General features: G+C 66.3%; 17 protein-coding genes. 10 read left to right on the forward strand and 7 right to left on the reverse strand.

What is annotated here, in order from left to right; genetic code table 11:
* Window positions 1-59: 59 nt before the first annotated feature.
* The 4 genes from AC1DT6_RS10590 to AC1DT6_RS10605 all read left to right on the forward strand — a co-directional run bounded on the left by AC1DT6_RS10590 (window position 60) and on the right by AC1DT6_RS10605 (window position 7,108).
* Window positions 60-1,769 (forward strand): sigma-54-dependent transcriptional regulator, encoded by a 1,710-nt coding sequence (locus tag AC1DT6_RS10590; protein ID WP_441625584.1) that lies wholly within the window; start codon window positions 60-62, stop codon window positions 1,767-1,769.
* Complete coding sequence (ampD, locus tag AC1DT6_RS10595) at window positions 1,762-2,379, forward strand: 1,6-anhydro-N-acetylmuramyl-L-alanine amidase AmpD (protein WP_441625582.1); 618 nt, start codon at window positions 1,762-1,764, stop codon at window positions 2,377-2,379. Before AC1DT6_RS10590 ends, ampD begins: the two co-directional genes overlap by 8 nt.
* A 501-nt stretch (window positions 2,380-2,880) precedes the next feature.
* Entirely contained in the window at window positions 2,881-5,823 is a 2,943-nt protein-coding gene (locus AC1DT6_RS10600; protein WP_441625580.1) for a ribonucleoside-diphosphate reductase subunit alpha, read from the forward strand.
* Window positions 5,824-5,905: 82 nt separating this feature from the next.
* Window positions 5,906-7,108 carry a ribonucleotide-diphosphate reductase subunit beta gene (locus tag AC1DT6_RS10605; RefSeq protein ID WP_035875536.1) on the forward strand — a complete coding sequence of 401 codons (1,203 nt, stop codon included), beginning with the start codon at window positions 5,906-5,908 and terminating at the stop codon, window positions 7,106-7,108.
* A 91-nt stretch (window positions 7,109-7,199) separates the two neighbouring features.
* Here AC1DT6_RS10605 and AC1DT6_RS10610 read toward each other — a convergent pair whose 3' ends face one another.
* On the reverse strand, window positions 7,200-7,538 hold the full coding sequence (locus AC1DT6_RS10610; protein WP_441625578.1) for a thioredoxin family protein: 339 nt from the start codon (window positions 7,536-7,538) through the stop codon (window positions 7,200-7,202).
* A gap of 199 nt (window positions 7,539-7,737) precedes the next feature.
* On the opposite strand from AC1DT6_RS10610, the gene AC1DT6_RS10615 reads away from it, so the two are divergent.
* Window positions 7,738-7,974, forward strand: coding sequence for a hexameric tyrosine-coordinated heme protein (locus AC1DT6_RS10615; RefSeq protein ID WP_441625576.1), 237 nt, complete (start codon window positions 7,738-7,740; stop codon window positions 7,972-7,974).
* Window positions 7,975-7,983: 9 nt separating this feature from the next.
* Here the strand turns inward: AC1DT6_RS10615 and AC1DT6_RS10620 are convergent, their stop codons facing one another.
* Window positions 7,984-8,907 (reverse strand): DMT family transporter, encoded by a 924-nt coding sequence (locus AC1DT6_RS10620; protein WP_441625574.1) that lies wholly within the window; start codon window positions 8,905-8,907, stop codon window positions 7,984-7,986.
* A gap of 124 nt (window positions 8,908-9,031) precedes the next feature.
* On the opposite strand from AC1DT6_RS10620, the gene AC1DT6_RS10625 reads away from it, so the two are divergent.
* The gene (locus AC1DT6_RS10625) at window positions 9,032-9,952 is read left to right on the forward strand and encodes a LysR family transcriptional regulator (protein WP_477102589.1); all 921 of its coding nucleotides are present in this window, start codon (window positions 9,032-9,034) and stop codon (window positions 9,950-9,952) included.
* A 26-nt stretch (window positions 9,953-9,978) separates the two neighbouring features.
* Here the strand turns inward: AC1DT6_RS10625 and AC1DT6_RS10630 are convergent, their stop codons facing one another.
* Entirely contained in the window at window positions 9,979-10,824 is an 846-nt protein-coding gene (locus tag AC1DT6_RS10630) for an AraC family transcriptional regulator (protein WP_441625570.1), read from the reverse strand.
* Between the two features lie 56 nt (window positions 10,825-10,880).
* On the opposite strand from AC1DT6_RS10630, the gene AC1DT6_RS10635 reads away from it, so the two are divergent.
* Both AC1DT6_RS10635 and AC1DT6_RS10640 read left to right on the forward strand, forming a co-directional pair.
* A complete protein-coding gene (locus AC1DT6_RS10635) occupies window positions 10,881-11,237 on the forward strand; it encodes a GFA family protein (protein ID WP_035875530.1) in 357 nt (118 codons plus the stop codon).
* A 62-nt stretch (window positions 11,238-11,299) separates the two neighbouring features.
* Entirely contained in the window at window positions 11,300-11,926 is a 627-nt protein-coding gene (locus tag AC1DT6_RS10640) for a glutathione S-transferase family protein (protein WP_441625568.1), read from the forward strand.
* 43 nt (window positions 11,927-11,969) lie between these two features.
* Here AC1DT6_RS10640 and AC1DT6_RS10645 read toward each other — a convergent pair whose 3' ends face one another.
* On the reverse strand, window positions 11,970-14,318 hold the full coding sequence (locus tag AC1DT6_RS10645; protein ID WP_441625566.1) for a cytochrome P450/oxidoreductase: 2,349 nt from the start codon (window positions 14,316-14,318) through the stop codon (window positions 11,970-11,972).
* A 54-nt stretch (window positions 14,319-14,372) separates the two neighbouring features.
* Window positions 14,373-15,323: a Bug family tripartite tricarboxylate transporter substrate binding protein gene (locus tag AC1DT6_RS10650; protein WP_414629495.1), complete on the reverse strand. Its 951-nt coding sequence runs from the start codon at window positions 15,321-15,323 to the stop codon at window positions 14,373-14,375.
* Window positions 15,324-15,541: 218 nt separating this feature from the next.
* Here AC1DT6_RS10650 and AC1DT6_RS10655 point away from each other — a divergent pair, with 218 nt between their 5' ends.
* On the forward strand, window positions 15,542-16,393 hold the full coding sequence (locus AC1DT6_RS10655; RefSeq protein ID WP_441625564.1) for an IclR family transcriptional regulator: 852 nt from the start codon (window positions 15,542-15,544) through the stop codon (window positions 16,391-16,393).
* A 40-nt stretch (window positions 16,394-16,433) separates the two neighbouring features.
* Here the strand turns inward: AC1DT6_RS10655 and AC1DT6_RS10660 are convergent, their stop codons facing one another.
* Window positions 16,434-17,333: a recombination-associated protein RdgC gene (locus AC1DT6_RS10660; RefSeq protein ID WP_035875521.1), complete on the reverse strand. Its 900-nt coding sequence runs from the start codon at window positions 17,331-17,333 to the stop codon at window positions 16,434-16,436.
* Between the two features lie 179 nt (window positions 17,334-17,512).
* Complete coding sequence (locus tag AC1DT6_RS10665) at window positions 17,513-18,091, reverse strand: BPSL1445 family SYLF domain-containing lipoprotein (protein ID WP_441625562.1); 579 nt, start codon at window positions 18,089-18,091, stop codon at window positions 17,513-17,515.
* A 311-nt stretch (window positions 18,092-18,402) separates the two neighbouring features.
* Between AC1DT6_RS10665 and AC1DT6_RS10670 the strand changes: the two genes are divergently transcribed.
* Window positions 18,403-18,798 (forward strand): hypothetical protein, encoded by a 396-nt coding sequence (locus AC1DT6_RS10670; protein ID WP_428178970.1) that lies wholly within the window; start codon window positions 18,403-18,405, stop codon window positions 18,796-18,798.
* Window positions 18,799-18,879: the final 81 nt, after the last annotated feature.

Consider the following 18,879-nt stretch of genomic DNA (forward strand, 5'->3'; position numbering starts at 1 on the left):
CCAGGCCGCCGCGCGCCAATGCACCAATTCCACTTCGCCAGACCGCCAGACGCAGACCCATGCTCCTCAAGACGCCAGGCCCCGATCCGATTCTCGTCATCGACGACGAGGCCGACCTGCGAGAACTGCTCGATATCTCGATCCGCCGCATGGGCCACGACGTGGTGCTGGCTGGCTCGCTGGCGGAGGCGCGCCAGCAGCTAGCCGCGCGCCGCTATAGCCTGGTGCTGACCGACATGCGGCTCGGCGACGGGCTTGGCATCGATATCGTGCGCCAGCTCTCGAGTGCGCCGGAACGGGTGCCGGTCGCCGTGATCACAGCCTATGGCAGCGCCGACAACGCCGTGGAGGCGCTCAAGGCCGGCGCGTTCGACTACATCGCCAAGCCGGTCTCGCTGGACCAGTTGCGCAGCCTGATCCTCAATGCGCTGGGACGCCAGCAGCGTGACGGCGCCGAGGGTGCCGGCGCGGTTGTGCGGGAGAGCGCGGACCGCGCGGCCAGCCTGCTGCCTGGCCATTCGCCGGCCATGCATGAGGTGCGCCGCTCGCTGTCCCGGCTGGCGCGCAGCATGGCGCCGATCGTGATCAGCGGCGAGTCCGGCAGCGGCAAGGAGCGCGCCGCGCGCGCCATTCACGCGGTGAGCGCGCGCGCCGCGCATCCCTTTATCGCGGTCAATTGCGGCGCCATCCCCGAAACCCTGATGGAATCGGAGTTCTTCGGCCATGTGAAGGGAGCCTTCACGGGCGCCGACGCCGAGCGCGGCGGTTTCTTCCAGGCCGCCAACGGCGGCACGCTGCTGCTCGACGAAGTGGCCGATCTGCCGCTGGCGATGCAGGTCAAGCTGCTGCGCGTGCTGCAGGAGCGGCGCGTGCGCAAGATCGGCGCGAGCCGCGAAGAGAGCGTGGATGTACGGGTGCTGTGCGCCAGCCACAAGGATCTCTCCGCGATGGTCGCGTCCGGCCAGTTCCGCCAGGATCTGTTCTACCGGCTCAACGTGCTGGCGCTGCGCGTGCCGACGCTGCGCGAACGGCACGAAGATATCCCGGTGCTGGCGGGCGCCATCCTGGAGCACCTGGCGGTGCGCTACGGCGATCCCCATCCCAAGCGGCTTTCGGCGGCCGCGCTGCAACGCCTGTCCGACTATTCGTTCCCCGGCAACGTGCGCGAACTGGAGAACCTGCTGGAGCGGGCCTACGCCTTCGCGGAAGGCGAAACCATCGAGGTGGACGACCTTGGCCCGCTGGACGCGGGCACGGGGTATTCGGCCTTGCCGCGCCCGCCTGCCTCTGTGTCTTCGGCGGACGCGGCGCCCTGGGCGGCGCCTGTCGCCTACCCAGGGGCCGGCGCGCCACCGCCGCTGCCTGCTGTGCCGGCAGCGCCGTCCGGTCTCAGGCCGGATCTCCAGCATGAAGCGCCGCCGGAATCCCGATCCGGCGCGCACGCGGCTGCGCTTTCGCAGCCAGCGGCGCCAAGCCTGGGCGATGGGGAGGGAGCGGCTTGCCGCGCGACCTTCCCGATCGACCTGACCGGCCGCCTGGAAGCGCTTGAGCGCGACCTGATCCTGCAGGCGCTGCAGCAGACCGGTTTCAATCGCACCGCCGCCGCGCCGCTGCTGGGCCTGAGTTTCCGGCAATTGCGCTACCGCATCCAGCAACTTGGCATCCGCGAGGGCCGCGACGACGCGGCCGACGGTGCCGACGCCAGCGAAGCGATGCGCGACGGCCCGATGGGTGGGCTGCTGGCCGCCGATGGAGAGCGCGATGCCTGAGCACGACAACGGCAAGATCGCGCCCGGGCCTGGATTCCACCCGGATCCGGCCGGCTGGGTGCCCGCGGCGCGCCGCGTTCCGTCGCCCAACTTCGACGCCCGGCCCGCGCACATGCCGGTCGACCTGGTGGTGATCCACAATATCAGCCTGCCGCCGGGCCAGTTCGGCAGCGGCGATATCGAGGCCTTCTTCCAGAACCGCCTCGACCCGTCCCGCCATCCTTTCTTCGCGACGATCCATCAGGTGCGGGTTTCGGCGCATTTCCTGGTGACGCGGGAGGGCGAACTGGTCCAGTTCGTTTCCTGCCTGGACCGGGCCTGGCATGCCGGCCAATCCGAGTTCTTCGGGCGGCCGCGTTGCAATGACTTTTCCATCGGCATCGAAATTGAAGGCAGCGACGACCAGCCTTTCGCGTTGGCCCAATACCACACCACCTCCGCGCTGGTGCGTGCCCTGCTCGGCGCTTATCCGGTGCGCGCGGTGGCGGGGCACAGCGATATCGCACCCGGACGCAAGACCGATCCTGGCCCGCATTTCGACTGGGCCGGCTTTGCCGCCGCTGCTGGCGTGGCTCCGGGGCAGTTGCCTTACCGCAAAGACCAGCCTTGAAGCAAGCCTCAATTGCGGGGCCTGGGGGATAGCGTGAATCTGGGGAAAACCCTGATAAAGTCCGCGCCTATCGGAGTGGCCAGCTCAATCAAAAAAATTTCGCGTCACAGTGCGGTAACGCACCGTCGGGCGGGATCCCTTGAGTCGCTTGGGTTGGCGGGTTTGGCGCAGCGCCGCATGCTGCGCCCGCACCAGAAATCGCGCCAAAAAAGCGCTTGTCAAGACTGGTGAATCCGCCCCATTTCACTATACTTAGTCCAGTTTTTCGCATCGACCACTAGATCTAGTGGTGCTTTCGGGGAGCCGGCCTAGGTGTGCAGTTTCCGCCGCAGCAATGGCTGCGGTCCGCCGAAGGGCCGGCGCATCACAAGAGTCCCAGCAGAATCCAGCAAAGCAGCGCGCCCTCCCGGGTAAGACCGGCCGGCGTGTCAGAGCCTTTTTGCGCATTTTGCCCGGGACTCTTTGTCACTCATAAAACACGGGTCAGAACAGGAGTTCCTCATGCAGACAGCCCAGAACGACATTTCCACCGGCGCCGCCGCCGCCGGTGCAGCAGCGAACGCGCAGTCGAGCCCCGCTACTGCCGGCGCTGGCAGCTACCAGGATTACAAGATCATCCGCCGCAACGGTGCCGTTGTGGCGTTCGAGCCGAGCAAGATCTCGGTGGCGGTGACGAAGGCCTTCCTCGCCGTCAACGGCGGGCAGGGTGCCGCTTCGGCGCGTGTGCGCGAAGTGGTCGAGCAAGTGACCCAGAACGTGGTCCGCGCCCTGCTGCGCAGCCGCCCCAACGGCGGCACCTTCCATATCGAGGACGTGCAGGATCACGTGGAACTGGCGCTGATGCGCTCGGGCGAGCATGAAGTGGCCCGCTCCTATGTGCTGTACCGTGAAAAGCGCACCCAGGAGCGCGCCCAGGCCAATGCCCAGGCAGTCGCCCGCGTGCAGGAAGGCGGCGTCACGTTCAACGTGACCGATGGCGGCGTGGCCCGCGTGCTGGACCTGAACGCGCTGCACGGCCTGATCGACAATGCCTGCTCGGGCCTTGGCGACGCCGTGAGCGCCGAGCCGATCCTGAAGGAAACGCTGAAGAACCTGTACGACGGCGTGCCGATGACCCAGGTCTACGACTCCGCCATCCTGGCCGCGCGTACCCTGATCGAGAAGGACCCGGCCTACAGCCAGGTCACCGCGCGTATCCTGCTGCACACCATCCGCAAGGAAATCCTGGGAGCCGAAGTCACCCAGACCGAAATGGTGTCGCGCTACGCCGAATACTTCCCCAAGTTCATCGCCCGCGGCATCGAAGCCGAGCTGCTGGACGAAAAGCTGGCCACCTATGACCTGGCCCGCCTGGGCGCCGCACTGGACGCCCAGCGCGACTTCCAGTTCAACTACCTGGGCCTGCAGACCCTGTACGACCGCTACTTCCTGCACATCGACGAAACCCGCATCGAAATGCCGCAGGCATTCTTCATGCGCGTGGCGATGGGCCTGGCACTGGGCGAGAAGGACCGCGAAGCACGCGCCATCGAGTTCTACCAGCTGCTGTCGTCGTTCGACTTCATGTCGTCCACGCCGACCCTGTTCAACTCGGGTACCCGCCGCTCGCAGCTGTCGTCGTGCTACCTGACCACCGTGTCGGACGACCTGGAAGGCATCTACGAAGCGCTGAAGGAAAACGCGCTGCTGTCGAAGTTCGCCGGCGGCCTGGGCAACGACTGGACCAATGTGCGCGCCCTCGGCTCGCACATCAAGGGCACCAACGGCAAGTCGCAAGGCGTGGTGCCGTTCCTGAAGGTGGTAAACGACACCGCCGTGGCGGTCAACCAGGGCGGCAAGCGCAAGGGCGCGGTCTGCGCCTACCTGGAAACCTGGCACCTGGACATCGAGGAATTCCTCGAGCTGCGCAAGAACACCGGCGACGACCGCCGCCGCACCCACGACATGAACACGGCGAACTGGATTCCCGACCTGTTCATGAAGCGCGTGATGGAAGGCGGCGAGTGGACCCTGTTCTCGCCCGCCACCTGCCCGGACCTGCACGACCTGGTCGGCAAGGCCTTCGAGACCGCTTACCTGGGCTATGAAGCCAAGGCCGCCAATGGCGAGCTGAAGCTGTTCAAGAAGGTTCCCGCCATGCAGCTGTGGCGCAAGATGCTGGGCATGCTGTTCGAGACCGGCCATCCCTGGATCACCTTCAAGGATCCTTGCAACATCCGCAGCCCGCAGCAGCACGTGGGCGTGGTGCACAGCTCCAACCTGTGCACGGAAATCACGCTCAACACCAACGACAGCGAAATCGCCGTGTGCAACCTGGGTTCGGTGAACCTGGTTGCCCACCTGAAGCAGCAGGCCGACGGCACCCAGGTGCTCGACCACGCCAAGCTCGAGAAGACCATCCGCACCGCGATGCGCATGCTCGACAACGTGATCGACATCAACTACTACGCCGTGGAGAAGGCCCGCAACTCCAACCTGCGCCACCGTCCGGTCGGCATGGGCATCATGGGCTTCCAGGACTGCCTGCACATGCTGCGCCTGCCGTACGCCAGCGACGCCGCCGTGCAGTTCGCCGACACCTCGATGGAAGCGGTGTGCTACTACGCCTACCGCGCCTCCAGCGAGCTGGCCGAGGAACGCGGCCGCTACAGCACCTATGAAGGCTCGCTGTGGGATCGCGGCATCCTGCCGCAGGACTCGCTCAAGCTGCTGGCCGAAGAGCGCGGCGGCTACCTGGAAGTGGATCACTCCTCGACCATGGACTGGGACAGCCTGCGTGCGCGCATCAAGCAGCACGGCATGCGCAACTCGAACTGCATCGCGATCGCGCCGACGGCAACGATCTCGAACATCATCGGCGTGTCGGCCTGCATCGAACCGACCTTCCAGAACCTGTACGTCAAGTCCAACCTGTCGGGCGAGTTCACGGTGGTCAACGACTACCTGGTGCGCGACCTGAAGGCGCGCGGCCTGTGGGACGAAGTGATGGTCGCCGACCTGAAGTATTTCGACGGCAAGCTGGCCCGCATCGACCGCATCCCGCAAGACCTGCGCGATATCTACGCAACGGCCTTCGAAGTCGAGCCGAGCTGGCTGGTGGAAGCCGCCAGCCGCCGCCAGAAGTGGATCGACCAGGCTCAGTCCCTGAACATCTACATGGCCGGCGCCTCGGGCAAGAAGCTGGACGACACCTACAAGCTGGCCTGGCTGCGCGGCCTGAAGACTACGTACTACCTGCGCACGATGGCAGCCACCCACGTGGAGAAATCCACGGTGTCGCGCGGCTCGCTGAATGCCGTGTCGTCGGGTAGCGACGGTGGCATCGGCGCCGCCGGTATCGACCAGGCCGCCGCCTCCGCACCGGCCATGCCGGAAGCCGAGGGCGCGGTCTGCACGATGCGCCCGGGCGACGCTGGCTTCGACGAGTGCGAAGCCTGCCAGTAAGTCATTACCTGCCGGCCCCCTCGCCGCGCCGCTGCGCGGCGAGGGCCACGGCAAACCAAAGCATTCCACGGAGAACCACACCATGCTGAGCTGGGACGACGACGTTCAAGCCACCCCGCAGGCTGCCCCGCAGCCCGCGCCGAACCCCACCGCCACGCCTGCCGCCGCACGCTCTGTCGACCAGCACGGCGTGCTGCCGCCGGCCGCCACGCAGCCGGCCGGCACGGGTATCCTCGGCAACCTGCCGGCGTCCGACGCGCCGACGGACCGCCGCGTGAATGCCGCCGACAAGCGCGTCATCAACGGCTCGACCGACGTCAACCAGCTGGTGCCGTTCAAGTACAAGTGGGCCTGGGAAAAATACCTGGCCGGCTGCGCCAACCACTGGATGCCGCAGGAAATCAACATGTCGCGCGACATCGCGCTGTGGAAGGACCCGAACGGCCTGACCGAAGACGAGCGCCGCATCATCAAGCGCAACCTCGGCTTCTTCGTCACCGCCGACTCGCTGGCCGCCAACAACATCGTGCTGGGCACCTACCGCCAGATCACCGCGCCGGAATGCCGCCAGTACCTGCTGCGCCAGGCCTTCGAGGAGGCGATCCACACGCACGCCTACCAGTACATCGTGGAGTCGCTCGGCCTCAATGAAGCCGAGATTTTCAACGCGTACCACGAAGTGCAGTCGATCCGAGACAAGGACGAGTTCCTGATCCCGTTCATCGACACGCTGACCGACCCGGCCTTCAAGACCGGCACGCCGGAAAACGACCAGAAGCTGCTCAAGTCGCTGATCGTGTTCGCCTGCATCATGGAAGGCCTGTTCTTCTACGTGGGCTTCACGCAGATCCTGGCAATGGGCCGCCAGAACAAGATGACCGGCGCCGCCGAGCAGTACCAGTACATCCTGCGCGACGAATCGCTGCACTGCAATTTCGGCATCGACCTGATCAACCAGATCAAGCTCGAGAACCCGCACCTGTGGACCGCCGAGTTCAAGGAAGAGATCACCGCGCTATTCAGGAAGGCCGTGGACCTCGAATACCGCTACGCCGAGGACACCATGCCGCGCGGCGTGCTGGGCCTGAACGCGCCGATGTTCAAGGGCTACCTGCGCTTCATCTGCAACCGCCGCTGCCAGCAGATCGGCCTGGAGCAGTTGTTCCCGAACGAGGAAAACCCGTTCCCGTGGATGAGCGAGATGATCGACCTGAAGAAGGAACGCAACTTCTTCGAGACGCGTGTGATCGAGTATCAGACGGGTGGAGCGTTGTCCTGGGATTGAGCGTCGTTGTCATGTTGTTGTCGCACGCGGCATGGCGTGACGCATGAACAAAAAAGCTCCTTCGGGAGCTTTTTTGTTTTCATTGACCGCATCAGGATGAAGGCGCTCCGTCGATTCGCGTCAACGCCTCTTCAATCGCCCCCGCATCACCCGGCCGCACCAGCCGCGCGACCTCCAGGCCATCGCGCATAAACACCAGCGTGGGCCATAGCCTGACCCTGAACGCGCGGCCCAGCCGCTTGCCGCTGCCGTCCTCGATCTTGATGTGCCGGACTGCCGGATGGGCGTTCATCGCGCTGGCCAGGTGGGGCTGGGCCCGCACGCAGTGGCCGCACCACGGTGCGCCGAATTCGATCACGGCCGCCCCTTTCATCTCGTCGATCTCGGCCCGCGCCGGTTCGCGCGCAGCGTACACATCGGTCATCGTCATGGTCAGTCCCCTCGCTTGCCGGATCTCCGTTTGTGAATTGTAATTCTTGCGAACGCGGCATCGCACTGCCGACTACCAGCCGATTGGGCAATGCCGCTGGCTACCTCTAAATCCCCGACACTGGCTATTGCCCCCGCGCGTTCCGCCTCCTAGGCTGGATTGTCCTGATGGACTCCCACAAACACCAAGGAGCGTGACCATGTCATTCCCGCTTGTCCCCAACGGAACCCTGATTACCCCGACCGCCGAAGAAGGCCGCCAGCTGGCCGTGAAAATGGCAAGGCTGATCATCAGGGCGACCCAGCCCGACGACCAGGTCCGCGAAACGCTGCGGGCCGTCTATGCCAACGACGCGACCATGCTGCTGCAGGTCGGGCAGATCGTCGCAACGGAGTTTGCGACCATCGCCGCCGCGAACAATCACTGGCGCGGCTGAGCGCGGGCGTCAGGCCTGCGTGGCCTGCGGTACCTCTGCCTTGGCCGGCTTGCGCCAGCGCACCGTGGCCAGCAGCGATGCCGCGACGATCAGGCCACCGCCGGTCCACGCGGTGGCCGAGATCCTTTCCCCCAGCCACAAGGCTGCGAACAGGGCGCCAAACGCGGGTTCGCTGCCCATCAGCAAGGCCACGCGCGTGGGGCTGCTGCGCTTGATGGCGTAGTTCTGCGCGAAGAATGCGAACAGCGTGCAGGCGATCACCAGGTACAGCACCGTGGCCCAGAATGCCCCGTGGCCGGAGAGCGACGGGATGGGTTGCCACTGGGCGGGCATCAGGACCAGCGCCAGGGCCGCGCTGCCTGCGGCCACCACGCCCGCTTGCACCGCCGTCATCGTCAGAGCCGGCAGCGGCGCCGCGCGCATCACTCGCTTGGTCACGCACACCATTAGCGCCCGCAACACCGCGGCGGCCAGGATCAGTCCATCGCCGGGATTGAGGACGAACTCGCCGTCGCCGGCCAGCAACCACGCGCCCAGCAACGAGAGGGCTACCGCCGCCCATTCGATGGTGCCCGGCCTGCGCTTGAGCAGCAGCCATTCGACCAGCGGCGTCAGCACCACGCACAAGCTGATCAGGAAGGCGGCGTTGGACGCGCGCGTGAGCAGCACGCCAAACGTCTCGCACAGGAAGATGCCCAGCAGCAGTACCCCGGTGCCAAGCACGGCGCGCATCGTGGCGGCGTCGGCGTGGCGCAGCCTGGCCAGCGTGGGCGACAACACCAGGAAGGTGATGCCGAAGCGCAACGCCAGCAGGCCCAGTACGGGATAAAACACGAGCGCGCTCTTGACCGCGCCGTAGCTGCTGCCCCAGACCACGGCAACCGCGAGCAGCATCAGGTCGGACAGCAGGAGTAAGCGTTTTTGAGCAGGCATGGCGGTTCTCGGGCAATGGGTCCTGCATTGTCGAATTTTGCATCCACGGTGATAATCGGGTCGATGTGCAAAGCCTTTATGTCACAGATGCATTAATCCAGTGCACCGGCCGCGATCACGCCATATGAACCCAACCGAACTTTTCGCCTTGCTGCCCGACATGGCGGTGTTTGCGCGCGTTGTCGATGCGGGCAATTTTTCGGTCGCCGCGCGCCAGCTCGGCAGCACGCCTTCCACGGTCAGCCGCCAGATCAAGCGGCTGGAGGAAGCCTTGGCGACCCGCCTGCTGGAGCGGTCGACCCGCAAGGTGCGCGTAACGGAGTCGGGTGCGCAGGTGTACCGGTACTGCCGCGACGTGGTGAGCGCCGCGTCGGGGGCGATGGATGCGGCCGGTCACCTGATGGGCCGGCCGCAAGGCCGGGTCAGATTGAGCGCGCCGACCGCGTTTGCGAAGACGGTGATCCATCCGCTCGTGCCGGGTTTCCTGCGCGCGTACGCGGAGATCGACCTCCAGTTGCTGTTTACCGATCACGAGGTCGATCCGCTCGATGACGACCTCGATCTCGTGATCCGCCCGACCCAGCACCCGCCGCCCGGCCTTGCGGGCCGGCGCCTGGGCACGGTGCGCTGGGTGCTGTGCGCCTCGCCGGCTTACCTGCGCGCACGCGGCACGCCGGCGCATCCGCGCGAGCTCGCGCAGCACGATTGCCTGTACCTTGGCGAAACCGCCGACGACAACCGCTGGCGGTTTCGCAGAGACACCGAGACGCAGACCGTGGAGGTACGGGGGCGCTATATCGCGAACCACGCTGGCGCGCGGCTTGAAGCCGCGCAGCAGGGCTTCGGCGTCGCCAGCCTGCCGGATTTCGCCGCGGCCGGCGCGTTGCAGAGTGGCGAACTGGTGCAGGTGCTGGCCGACTGGGAGCTGCAGGCGCGCGCCTATGTGGGTTCGGTGTGGCTGCTCTATCCGCCCAATCGCTTTTTGCCACCGAAGGTGCGGGTGCTGATCGATTACCTGGCGGAACACATCGGCAGCGCCGGCTGACAAAGCTTGCGCTGCTGCCGTGGCGGTCAGCGGCTGTTTGCCGACGTGTTTTGCGAGCGCTGGTAGTCGCCCGGCGAAACCCCGACCAGCCTGGTGAAATCGCGCGTCAGGTGGGCCTGGTCGAAATAGCCGAGATCCGCGGCGAGTTGGGCAAGGCCGACTGGCTCCCCGCGCGCCAGCCGCCATGCCGCTTCCTGCAGGCGATAGCGCCGCAGCATCCATTTGGGCGACACGCCCACATATTCCTGGAACAGCCGCTGCAGGGCGCGCACGCCCACGCCGGCGTATTGCGCCAGCGCTTCCACGCTGGCCGGGCCCTGCGCGCTGGCGGCATGCGCCACCACGCGTTGCAGTTGCTCCACGGCCGGGTCTGGCGCGGGCAATGCGCCGGACAGCAGGGATTCGGCGGCGCTCACCATGGCCTCGTCACTGCCGGCATCGAGCACCAGTGCTTCCGCGTGGCGTTCGTCGCACTGCAGCAGAGGGCGCGCCGGGCGCGTGCCATCGGTCAACGCCGACATCGGCTCATCCAGAAAGGGGCGCAGGCCGCCCACGCGAAAGCGCGCGCCGAGCACATGGCCAGCGCCTTCGAGCTTGCGGTCGAAGACACCGCGCACCACGCCGAAAATCGCCGTCTGTCTGTGGTCGAACACCAGGTTGGCGTTCGGATAGGGCAGCACTCGCTGCACCTCCGGCGCGTGGCCCTCCAGGTTCCACTCGACGATCCAGTAGTGCTCGACAAAGGGCGCCAGCGCCTCGGATGGCAGATAGCGGCCGAGCCGGATGCGGCGCCCGGTGCCGCGCGGGTCAACGATGCCTTTGGGCTCGGCGGTGACGGGTGCATGCGTGTCGCGTTTTTCCAATCTGGGCATGAGGATCGGTGCAAAACTATGGGCTTCGGCAAAGCGCCATGATATCGGAGACAACCATGCCAGAATCCCGTTACTCCGGCGGCTGCCATTGCGGCGCTGTACGGTATGAAGTGGACATCGACCTGGCTGGCGCCATCGAGTGCAATTGCTCGTTATGCAGCAAGCGCGGGTTCATCTGGTCGTTCACCCCCGCGGACAAGTTCACGCTGACCGACGGCGCGCAGGCCACGCGCACTTACAAGTTCAACAAGCATGTGATCGACCATCGCTTCTGCGAGACCTGCGGCGTGGAGGCCTACGCGCTGGGCAGCATGCCGGACGGCTCGCGCGTGGCGGCCATCAATGTGCGCTGCCTGGATGGCGTCGACCTGACACAACTGCAGCCCAGGAAAGTGGATGGCGCCAGCCTGTAGCGGCGCTCTCTTCCGATCCGATCCGATCTTACCGATTGCTTTCCCCCTCTGGAGCCAACGCAATGTCCCAGCCTGAAGTCACCCTGTTCCACTCGCCCAATACGCGTTCCACCGGCGCACTGACCCTGCTCGAGGAACTGGGCGTGCCGTATCGCCTCCACCCGCTCAACATGAAGGCCGGCGAGCAGCGCGAGCCGGCTTACCTGGCCATCAATCCGATGGGCAAGGTGCCGGCGATTCTTCATGGCGACGCGCTGGTGACAGAGCAGACCGCCGTGTTCATCTTCCTGGCCGACCTCTTCCCGCAGGCAAGACTCGCTCCCGGGCTGACCGATCCGCTGCGCGGGCCTTACCTGCGCTGGATGGCGTTCTACGGCTCGTGCTTCGAGCCGGCGCTGGTGGACCGCTCGCAGCAGCGCGAGACGCCGCGCGCGATGTGTCCCTATGGAGACTACGACACCACGATCGGCACGCTGCTCGGCCAGCTGGAAAAAGGGCCCTACCTGCTGGGCGATACCTTCACCGCCGCCGATGTGCTGTGGGGCACCGCGCTGACCTGGACCACCATGTTCAAGCTGGTCGAGGCGACGCCGGTGGTGCAGGCTTATATCGACCGCATCAACGCGCGTCCGGCGGTGGCGCGCGCGCGTGCGATCGACGCCAGGCTGGTGGCGGAGCAGGGCGGCTGATCGACTCGGCCAACGACGGCGGCGCGCGGACAAGCGCCGCCGCTCACAGCTCCAGCACCAGCCGCGTGCACTTCGCGCGCGAGCAGCACGCCATCATCTTCGTATTGGCTTCGCGCTCGGCGCGGGTGAGCACCACGTCGCGATGATCCACTTCGCCGGCCAGCACGCGCACTTCGCACGAGCCGCACAGGCCTTCTTCGCAATCGCTCTGCATGTCGATGTTTGCGGCGCGCAGCGCGGCCAGCAGGGTCTGGCCGGGCGCCACCGTGACGACAAGGCCGGAGTCCTTCAGCTCGGCTTCGAAGGCCTGCTCCTGGCCGGGGTCCAGGGTGCTCAGCGCGGACTGGAAATGCTCGATCCGCAGCGCGTCCTCGGGCCAGCCCGCGCAGGCTTGCTGCAGGGCTTCGAGCATGCGCGCCGGGCCGCAGGCGTAGATCTGCGTATCCGGCTCGGGATGCGCGAGCAGGCTGGCGAAATCGTTGCGCCGTCCTTCGTCCCTGGCGTAGAGATGCAGGCGATCGCCATGCAGCGCGGACAGTTCGTCGAGCAGTGCCATGGATGCGCGTGAACGGCCGCTGTAGTGCAGTTCGTAGTCCATGCCGAGCAGCTTCGCCCGCCGCGCCATCGCGCTGACGGGCGTGATGCCGATGCCGCCGGCGATAAGAATCAGCTTGCCCGCGCTCTCGTCCAGCCGGAAGTGATTGCGCGGTCCGCGGATCTTCAGCCGGTCCCCGGCCTTTACGCTGTCATGGACCCATGCGGAGCCGCCGCGGCCTTGCGCTTCCCGCAGCACGGCGATCTCCAGCGCGCCGCTGTCGTCCGGATCGCCGCACAGCGAGTACTGCCGCGACAGGCCGGTATCGCCGCATTCCACGTCGATATGCGAGCCCGGTGTCCAGCGCGGCATCGGCTGGCCATCGGGCGATACCAGCCGCAGCCTGACGATGCCCTCGGCCGCGCGGGCTGCGCCAGCCACCACCACCGGCCGGCTCAGGGCATGGCCCGAAGGCTCGCCGATGCGTACCGGCACCTGTACGTCCAGCAAGGCAGGGTCGGCGCGCTCGGGATTCTGCCTCGGGTCCCACTCCACCCACACGTGCTCGGGGCCGCGGAACGAGGTGTTGGGTACGTAGCTGAAGCGCTGCTCCGCCAGGCGCATATGGGGCAGGCGCCGCGTGAGTTCCTCCAGGAAAACCTGCATCTCCATGCGCGCCAGGTTCTTGCCCATGCACTGGTGCGAACCGTAGCCGAAGGTGAGCTGGTCGCTGGCGTTTTCTCGGCGGATGTCGAACAGATCCGCGTCGGCGAAGTGCCGCTCGTCGTGATTGGCCGACGACGTCACGATCAGCAGCCTGGAGCCGGCGGGAATGTCCACGCCGCCAACCTGCACGTCGCGCGTGGCCAGGCGCCGCCAGGCGGCCACCGAGCCGTTGTGCCGCAGGCATTCCTCCACCGCGTTCGGGATCAGGCCCGGGTCCTCGCAGATCTCCTGCCATGCGCGCGGATGCTGCAGCAGCAGCTTGATGGCATTGGCGGTCGCATTGGCGGTGGTTTCATGCGCGGCGACAATGCCGGCCATCATCATCGAATGGAGGTAGGAGTCCGTCACGATCTCCGGGTGCTCCTGCTGCTTGCGGATGCCGTAGCGCATCCACCCCGGCCCGGACGGGTCCTGCCGCATCTTGTCGAGGATCTTGCCGGCGAGCTGCCAGAAGTTGCCCACCGCATGCGCGACCTCCACCTGCTCCTCCGGCTTGGGCCGCCCCCAGGTGTTCACCGTATGCGCGATGGAATACTTGCGCAGCAGGTCCATGTCTTCCTCGGGCACGCCGAGAAAATGCAGCGCCACGGTCAGCGGCACTTCCCACAGCATCTGGTCGACCAGGTCGGCGCGGCCGTCGTCGATAAAGCGGTCGACATACTCGCGCGCCAGCCTGCGCACCATGGGTTCGTGATGCTTGAGTTCCTCCGGCGTGAAAGGCTCCATCAGCACGCGGCGCCGCGGCATGTGCGCGGGCTCGTCTTCGTTGACGAGCGTGCGGTTCATGGCGTAGCCGTAAGAGGCCAGCACGGCGTTGGCCTCCGGCCCGGTCGGCGTGATCTTCTCCAGCGCGATGGAGGGGCTGAACGTGAGGTTGTCGCGGAAGATCGCTTTGATATCGTCGTAGCGCGTCACCACCCAGTAGCCCAGATTCGGGCTGTAGAAGACGGGCTCCTGTTCGCGCGCCCAGCGCACGTATTCGGGCGGGTCCTGCTGGTAGGCATCCTCGAAGGGATCGAAGCCGGCGGCGCCCTGGCTGACCGGGCAGCCGGTTGGCGTGCGTTGCGCCGCCAGCAAGCTGTGGTCAACGGGGCATCCCGAGGCGCGCGGATTGGGGGTGGCGTTGGCCATGCTTGTTGCTCCGGTGTTCGTTTTGCGGGGTCCTTGCGCGACAAGGCGCGGCGGTCAGTCCAGGGTGATCTTCAGGTCGCGGATCAGCTTGTGCCAGCGTGTGGTCTCGCTGCGCAGCAGCTCAGCGTATTGCGCGGGCGTGTTGCCCACAGGCTCCACGCCGAAGTCCACCAGCCGCTTGTTGACGGCCGGCTCCTTGATGGCGGCCACCACCTGCTTGTTCAGCGTGGCGATGATGTCCGGCGGCGTGGCGGCCGGCACTACCATGCCGACCAGGGCCGCGGCTTCCACGTTCTTGTAGCCCGCCTCGGCAAAGGTTGGCACGTCCGGCAACTGGGGCAGGCGGGTCGGGTTGGCCACGGCCAGCGCCTTGACCTTGCCGCCCTTGATAAAGCCCGCGCCCGCGGCGAGGTCGACCATCATGGCCGGGACCTGCCCGCCGGCCACGTCGGCCAGCGCGGGCGCCGCGCCGCGATAAGGGGCGTGGACCATATTCAGTCCGGCTTCCACCTTGAGCAGTTCCATCGCAAGATGGTGCGGGCTGCCCGCGCCCGCGGAGGCATAGTCGATGCCGCCCGCCTTGGACCTGGCGCGGGCGATGAACTCCTGCACGTTGCTGACGTTCATGCCGGGGCCGACCACCAGGATCATCGGGAAGCGGCCCAGCAGGGTGACGGGTGCCAGATCCTTGACCGGATTGTAGGAAAGGGTCTTGTACAGTGCCGGGTTGAACACCAGCGTGCCGTTGTCCGCCGACAGCACCGTATAGCCGTCCGCCGGGGAGCGTGCGGTCTCCGCCGCGGCAATTGCCGTGTTGCCGCCCGGCTTGTTGTCTACCACCACCGGCTGGCCAAGCCGGGCGGAAAGCGCCTGGCCGATGGAGCGCGCCAGGAAGTCAGATCCGCCGCCGGCCGCATAGGGCACCACCCAGCGGACCGGCTTGGACGGGAAGGCGGTTTCCGCGCTGGCGGTGGCCGCCAGCAAGGGGATGGCGGCCAGGCCCATGGCGATGCATTTGCGGACTGTGATCATCTTGTCTCCTGTTTCCCGTTTTGTTGTCGGCAGCGGCTTGGCGGCTGTTTGCGTCTTCGACTTCGTTATGCGTAAATGATATACGCATTGCGTAATCTGGCGATGCGGGTTAACGTGGATTAACGCGGGTTTGCGGGCGCCGTGCCAATGTTCCTGACGCGGCGGCCCGCACCGCACTAGAATCTCCGGCCATGAAGACAACACTCGATCCAGACGACGCCGCGTTGCCCGCGGAGCCGCCGGCGCGCGAGCGGCGGCAGCGCGTGCAATCGGCGCAGACCGGCATGACCGTGCTCAAGGGGCTGGCCAATCTCGGCGGGCGCGCCAGCCTGACCGCGCTGGCCGCGCATATCGCCGAAAGCCCGGCCAAGGTGCACCGCTACCTGGCCAGCCTGATCGATGAGGGGCTGGTGGCGCAGGAGTCGGGGTCGCAGCAGTATTTTCTCGGCGTGGAGGCCATGCTGATCGGCCTGGCGGCGATGCGGCAGGTGGATCCGGTCCGGATCGCCGAGCCGTCGCTGATCCGCTTGCGCGAGAGCCTTGACGTCACCTGCTTCGTGGCCGTGATGGGGAACAAGGGCCCGACCATCGTGCGTTTCGAGGAGCCCGGGCTTCCCGTGACGGTCAATGTGCGCGTGGGATCGGTGTTGTCGATGTTGTGGTCGGCCACGGGGCGCACGCTGCTCGGCCTGCTGGACGAGCCGCGCGTGCGCGCGATGGCGGAAGAAGAGCTCGCCGCGGCGGCGCCGGAGTTGCGCGCGCAGCTCGATCGTGACGATCCTGTCGGGGTGCTGCGAGAGGAAGTGCGGCGAGCGGGGTGCGCGGTGGTGCGGGATACCAACCTGAAGGGCATCAGCGCCGTGGCCGCGCCGTTGTACGACTACACAGGCCGCATCTGTGGGGTAATCACGGCGCTGGGCGCCACGGGCGGCTTCGATGCCGCGATGGACGGGCCGATTGCCATCGCCGTGCGCCGCGAGGCGCAGGCGGCCAGCGCGCTGCTGGGATACGCCGCGGCACCGCAGGGCGGCGGTGCTGTTTAATGCTTGCCAGGGCGCGGGCCTGTCAATCAGGCCCGCCGGCTCAGGCCTTGCGCTCGCCGCCCAGTGCTTCGGTCAGATCCGACAACATATTGGCCAGTTCGCCGGCCATCATGGTGAAGTCGCCGTCGAAGCGTTCGTCTTCATCGCTTGCGCTGGCGCCGGCCTGTTCCTTGATCACGTCCAGCGGCGCCACGCGCTTGATCGTCAGTGACTCGGTCAGCACGAAGGACACGCGGTCGTTCCAGGTCATCGCCAGGCGCGTGCAGCGCTTGCCGGCGGCGATATGGCGGCGCAGGTCCTCGGCATCCAGCGGGTGGCGCACATAGCGCACCGTGGCTTTGCTTTCGGCGCTGGATTGCAGTTCCATCTCCTGGTCGACGGTGAAGCCGGCCGGCGCCGTGTCGGTGGCCAGCCAGTCGGTCATGGCGGCGACCGGCGACTGGTTCACATGCAGGTTTTCCAGCGGCAGCGGGTCGATCGCCTTGAACAGCAGGCCGCGCACTTCGTCGGCCTTGGCGGGGGCGGCGGCGTCGATGGCAAGCCAGCCGTTGACCGGATCGATCCACACACGGGTGTCCCGGCGGATGCTGAACGCGCGCGGCAGCAGCTCTTCGGTGATCTGTTCCTTGAGTTCGCGCATCTGCTTGCGGCCCGGCTTGAAGCCTTGCTGCTCTTCCAGCTCGGCGGCGCGCGCCTTGGTGACCTGGTTGACCACGGTGGAGGGCAGCAGTTTTTTCTCGGTGCGCATGGTCAGCAGCATCTGCTTGCCGACCTGATGCACCAGGGCGCCGTTTTCACGCGGCGAGGCCCAACCCTGGGTCTGCATTTCCAGGCTGGTGCCGGGGAAGAAGGCGTGGCGCGCCAGGCAGGCTTCGACCTCGTCGGCGGCGAGGGACCACGGTGCGGACAGACGGTGCAGCTGGAGATTCTTGAACCACATGGGAATTCGGCCAAAGGGAGCGATTCTAGCCGGTTAGCGTGTCGGATGCGGTAACAATGCGTGAGGGAGTTTGGCCGGAGTGGCGGCGCAGTGGCAGCAGGGCCGGAAAAGACAGGGGCCGGGCTGCTTTCGCAACCCGGCCCCGCATGCAGGCCGGCGTCAGGCCGGCTTGCGTGGCTTCAGATATCGAGCTTGCTGATCTTCGAGCCTGTCAGGCTTACGCCGCCCATCAGGCCCGCGTTGGTGACCACGAAGCCAACGATAGGCTGCTGGGCGGTATTGGTGTCCAGCTGTCCATTCGCGCCGATCGTCGCCAAAGCCACGGTGGCGTCCACGCCAGCGGTCCAGCCGCTGCTGGCGACGAACTTGTCGAATGCATCCTGCGTAATGAACATGAGGATGACGGCCTTGGACTGCGCCCCGAACTGAAAGCCGAACGAGCCCGTGATGAGACGGTAATAGCCACGGTTGGCGCCGCCCGCGCGCAGTGCGCCATCGCCATATTCGCCGCCCACGAAGAAGCCGGCCGAGATGACGTTGGGGAAGACCAGGATGCCGCGCGCGCGGTTGGCGAGTTCGTGCGAACCCTTCGCCGTCTCGTACAGCTTGTTGAGCGTACCGTCCACGCCGCCATCGATCTCGCGGCGCTTGGCCGCCTTGTCGGTGGGGGCATTGGGTGTGGTGGTACACGCGCCCAGCAGGCCTGAACTTGCCACCACCAGTCCAGCCCCTACCGTCAGAAACGATCTGCGTTCCATGCTCACTCTCCTGATTGTTTTACCTCTCACTGCACCGGATACCCCGGAGCCACTCTGCGCACCCCACATAAAGGATAGGCGTAATCGGCACTTGTAGAAACTTGAAATCTCGCCGCTAATCTTGTTCTCGGGTTTTCCCGAAAAGCCGGCGTACTCCCACCGTTTCTGGAGCAATATACAAGGCATTCTTGCGAATGGCTGTAGGACGGAGAATGCATTTTTGAGGCGCGGCGTCCTACAAGCGTGGGCGCTTTGCAACAACCTGTTTCATCTGGACAGGAACCCGGCCGCGCGAGATAAGTCCATGACACATGAAATCCGTTCTCGCCCTCATTCCCGTTACCTTGCTGGCAGCGGCTTGTGCTTCGCACGCGCCCGCCGATCCGCAAGCCTCCGCCGAAGCCAACGAGCAATGGCAATCACTGCGCGCCGCGTACACCACGTGCGCCAAGGACCAGGCCGATGCCGGCATGTCCGGCCGCGCCTCGGCGCAGGATCTCGCCGCCTCCGCGCTCAAGGCTTGCCAGCCGCGGCTGGACGCCATGCGCACGGCATTTCGCGAGTACCTGGACGCGCAGATGGTGTCCTCGCATGGCCGCGACGGCGCGCGCCAGGCCGCGGACCGCGTGAGCCGGGATACCGAAGCCAAGACCCGCAACTATCTGGTTCGCTACGTGGAGCGGGAGCGCTACACCGCCAGGCAGTAACGGCATGGATGGGCGGCGTGCATGGGCCGCCGCTCACGCCGTTCTTGCCTCGCATGCCTGAGGGGGATCGCGTACTGTGGT

This window comes from Cupriavidus sp. 01L45 (assembly GCF_056399885.1).

Bases quoted from the DNA above. Each gene is read 5' to 3' on its own strand.
- AC1DT6_RS10590 (WP_441625584.1), top strand. From the start codon at position 60: ATGCTCCTCAAGACGCCAGGCCCCGATCCGATTCTCGTCATCGACGAC.
- ampD (WP_441625582.1), top strand. From the start codon at position 1,762: ATGCCTGAGCACGACAACGGCAAGATCGCGCCCGGGCCTGGATTCCAC.
- AC1DT6_RS10600 (WP_441625580.1), top strand. From the start codon at position 2,881: ATGCAGACAGCCCAGAACGACATTTCCACCGGCGCCGCCGCCGCCGGT.
- AC1DT6_RS10605 (WP_035875536.1), top strand. From the start codon at position 5,906: ATGCTGAGCTGGGACGACGACGTTCAAGCCACCCCGCAGGCTGCCCCG.
- AC1DT6_RS10610 (WP_441625578.1), bottom strand. From the start codon at position 7,538: ATGACGATGACCGATGTGTACGCTGCGCGCGAACCGGCGCGGGCCGAG.
- AC1DT6_RS10615 (WP_441625576.1), top strand. From the start codon at position 7,738: ATGTCATTCCCGCTTGTCCCCAACGGAACCCTGATTACCCCGACCGCC.
- AC1DT6_RS10620 (WP_441625574.1), bottom strand. From the start codon at position 8,907: ATGCCTGCTCAAAAACGCTTACTCCTGCTGTCCGACCTGATGCTGCTC.
- AC1DT6_RS10625 (WP_477102589.1), top strand. From the start codon at position 9,032: ATGAACCCAACCGAACTTTTCGCCTTGCTGCCCGACATGGCGGTGTTT.
- AC1DT6_RS10630 (WP_441625570.1), bottom strand. From the start codon at position 10,824: ATGCCCAGATTGGAAAAACGCGACACGCATGCACCCGTCACCGCCGAG.
- AC1DT6_RS10635 (WP_035875530.1), top strand. From the start codon at position 10,881: ATGCCAGAATCCCGTTACTCCGGCGGCTGCCATTGCGGCGCTGTACGG.
- AC1DT6_RS10640 (WP_441625568.1), top strand. From the start codon at position 11,300: ATGTCCCAGCCTGAAGTCACCCTGTTCCACTCGCCCAATACGCGTTCC.
- AC1DT6_RS10645 (WP_441625566.1), bottom strand. From the start codon at position 14,318: ATGGCCAACGCCACCCCCAATCCGCGCGCCTCGGGATGCCCCGTTGAC.
- AC1DT6_RS10650 (WP_414629495.1), bottom strand. From the start codon at position 15,323: ATGGGCCTGGCCGCCATCCCCTTGCTGGCGGCCACCGCCAGCGCGGAA.
- AC1DT6_RS10655 (WP_441625564.1), top strand. From the start codon at position 15,542: ATGAAGACAACACTCGATCCAGACGACGCCGCGTTGCCCGCGGAGCCG.
- AC1DT6_RS10660 (WP_035875521.1), bottom strand. From the start codon at position 17,333: ATGTGGTTCAAGAATCTCCAGCTGCACCGTCTGTCCGCACCGTGGTCC.
- AC1DT6_RS10665 (WP_441625562.1), bottom strand. From the start codon at position 18,091: ATGGAACGCAGATCGTTTCTGACGGTAGGGGCTGGACTGGTGGTGGCA.
- AC1DT6_RS10670 (WP_428178970.1), top strand. From the start codon at position 18,403: ATGAAATCCGTTCTCGCCCTCATTCCCGTTACCTTGCTGGCAGCGGCT.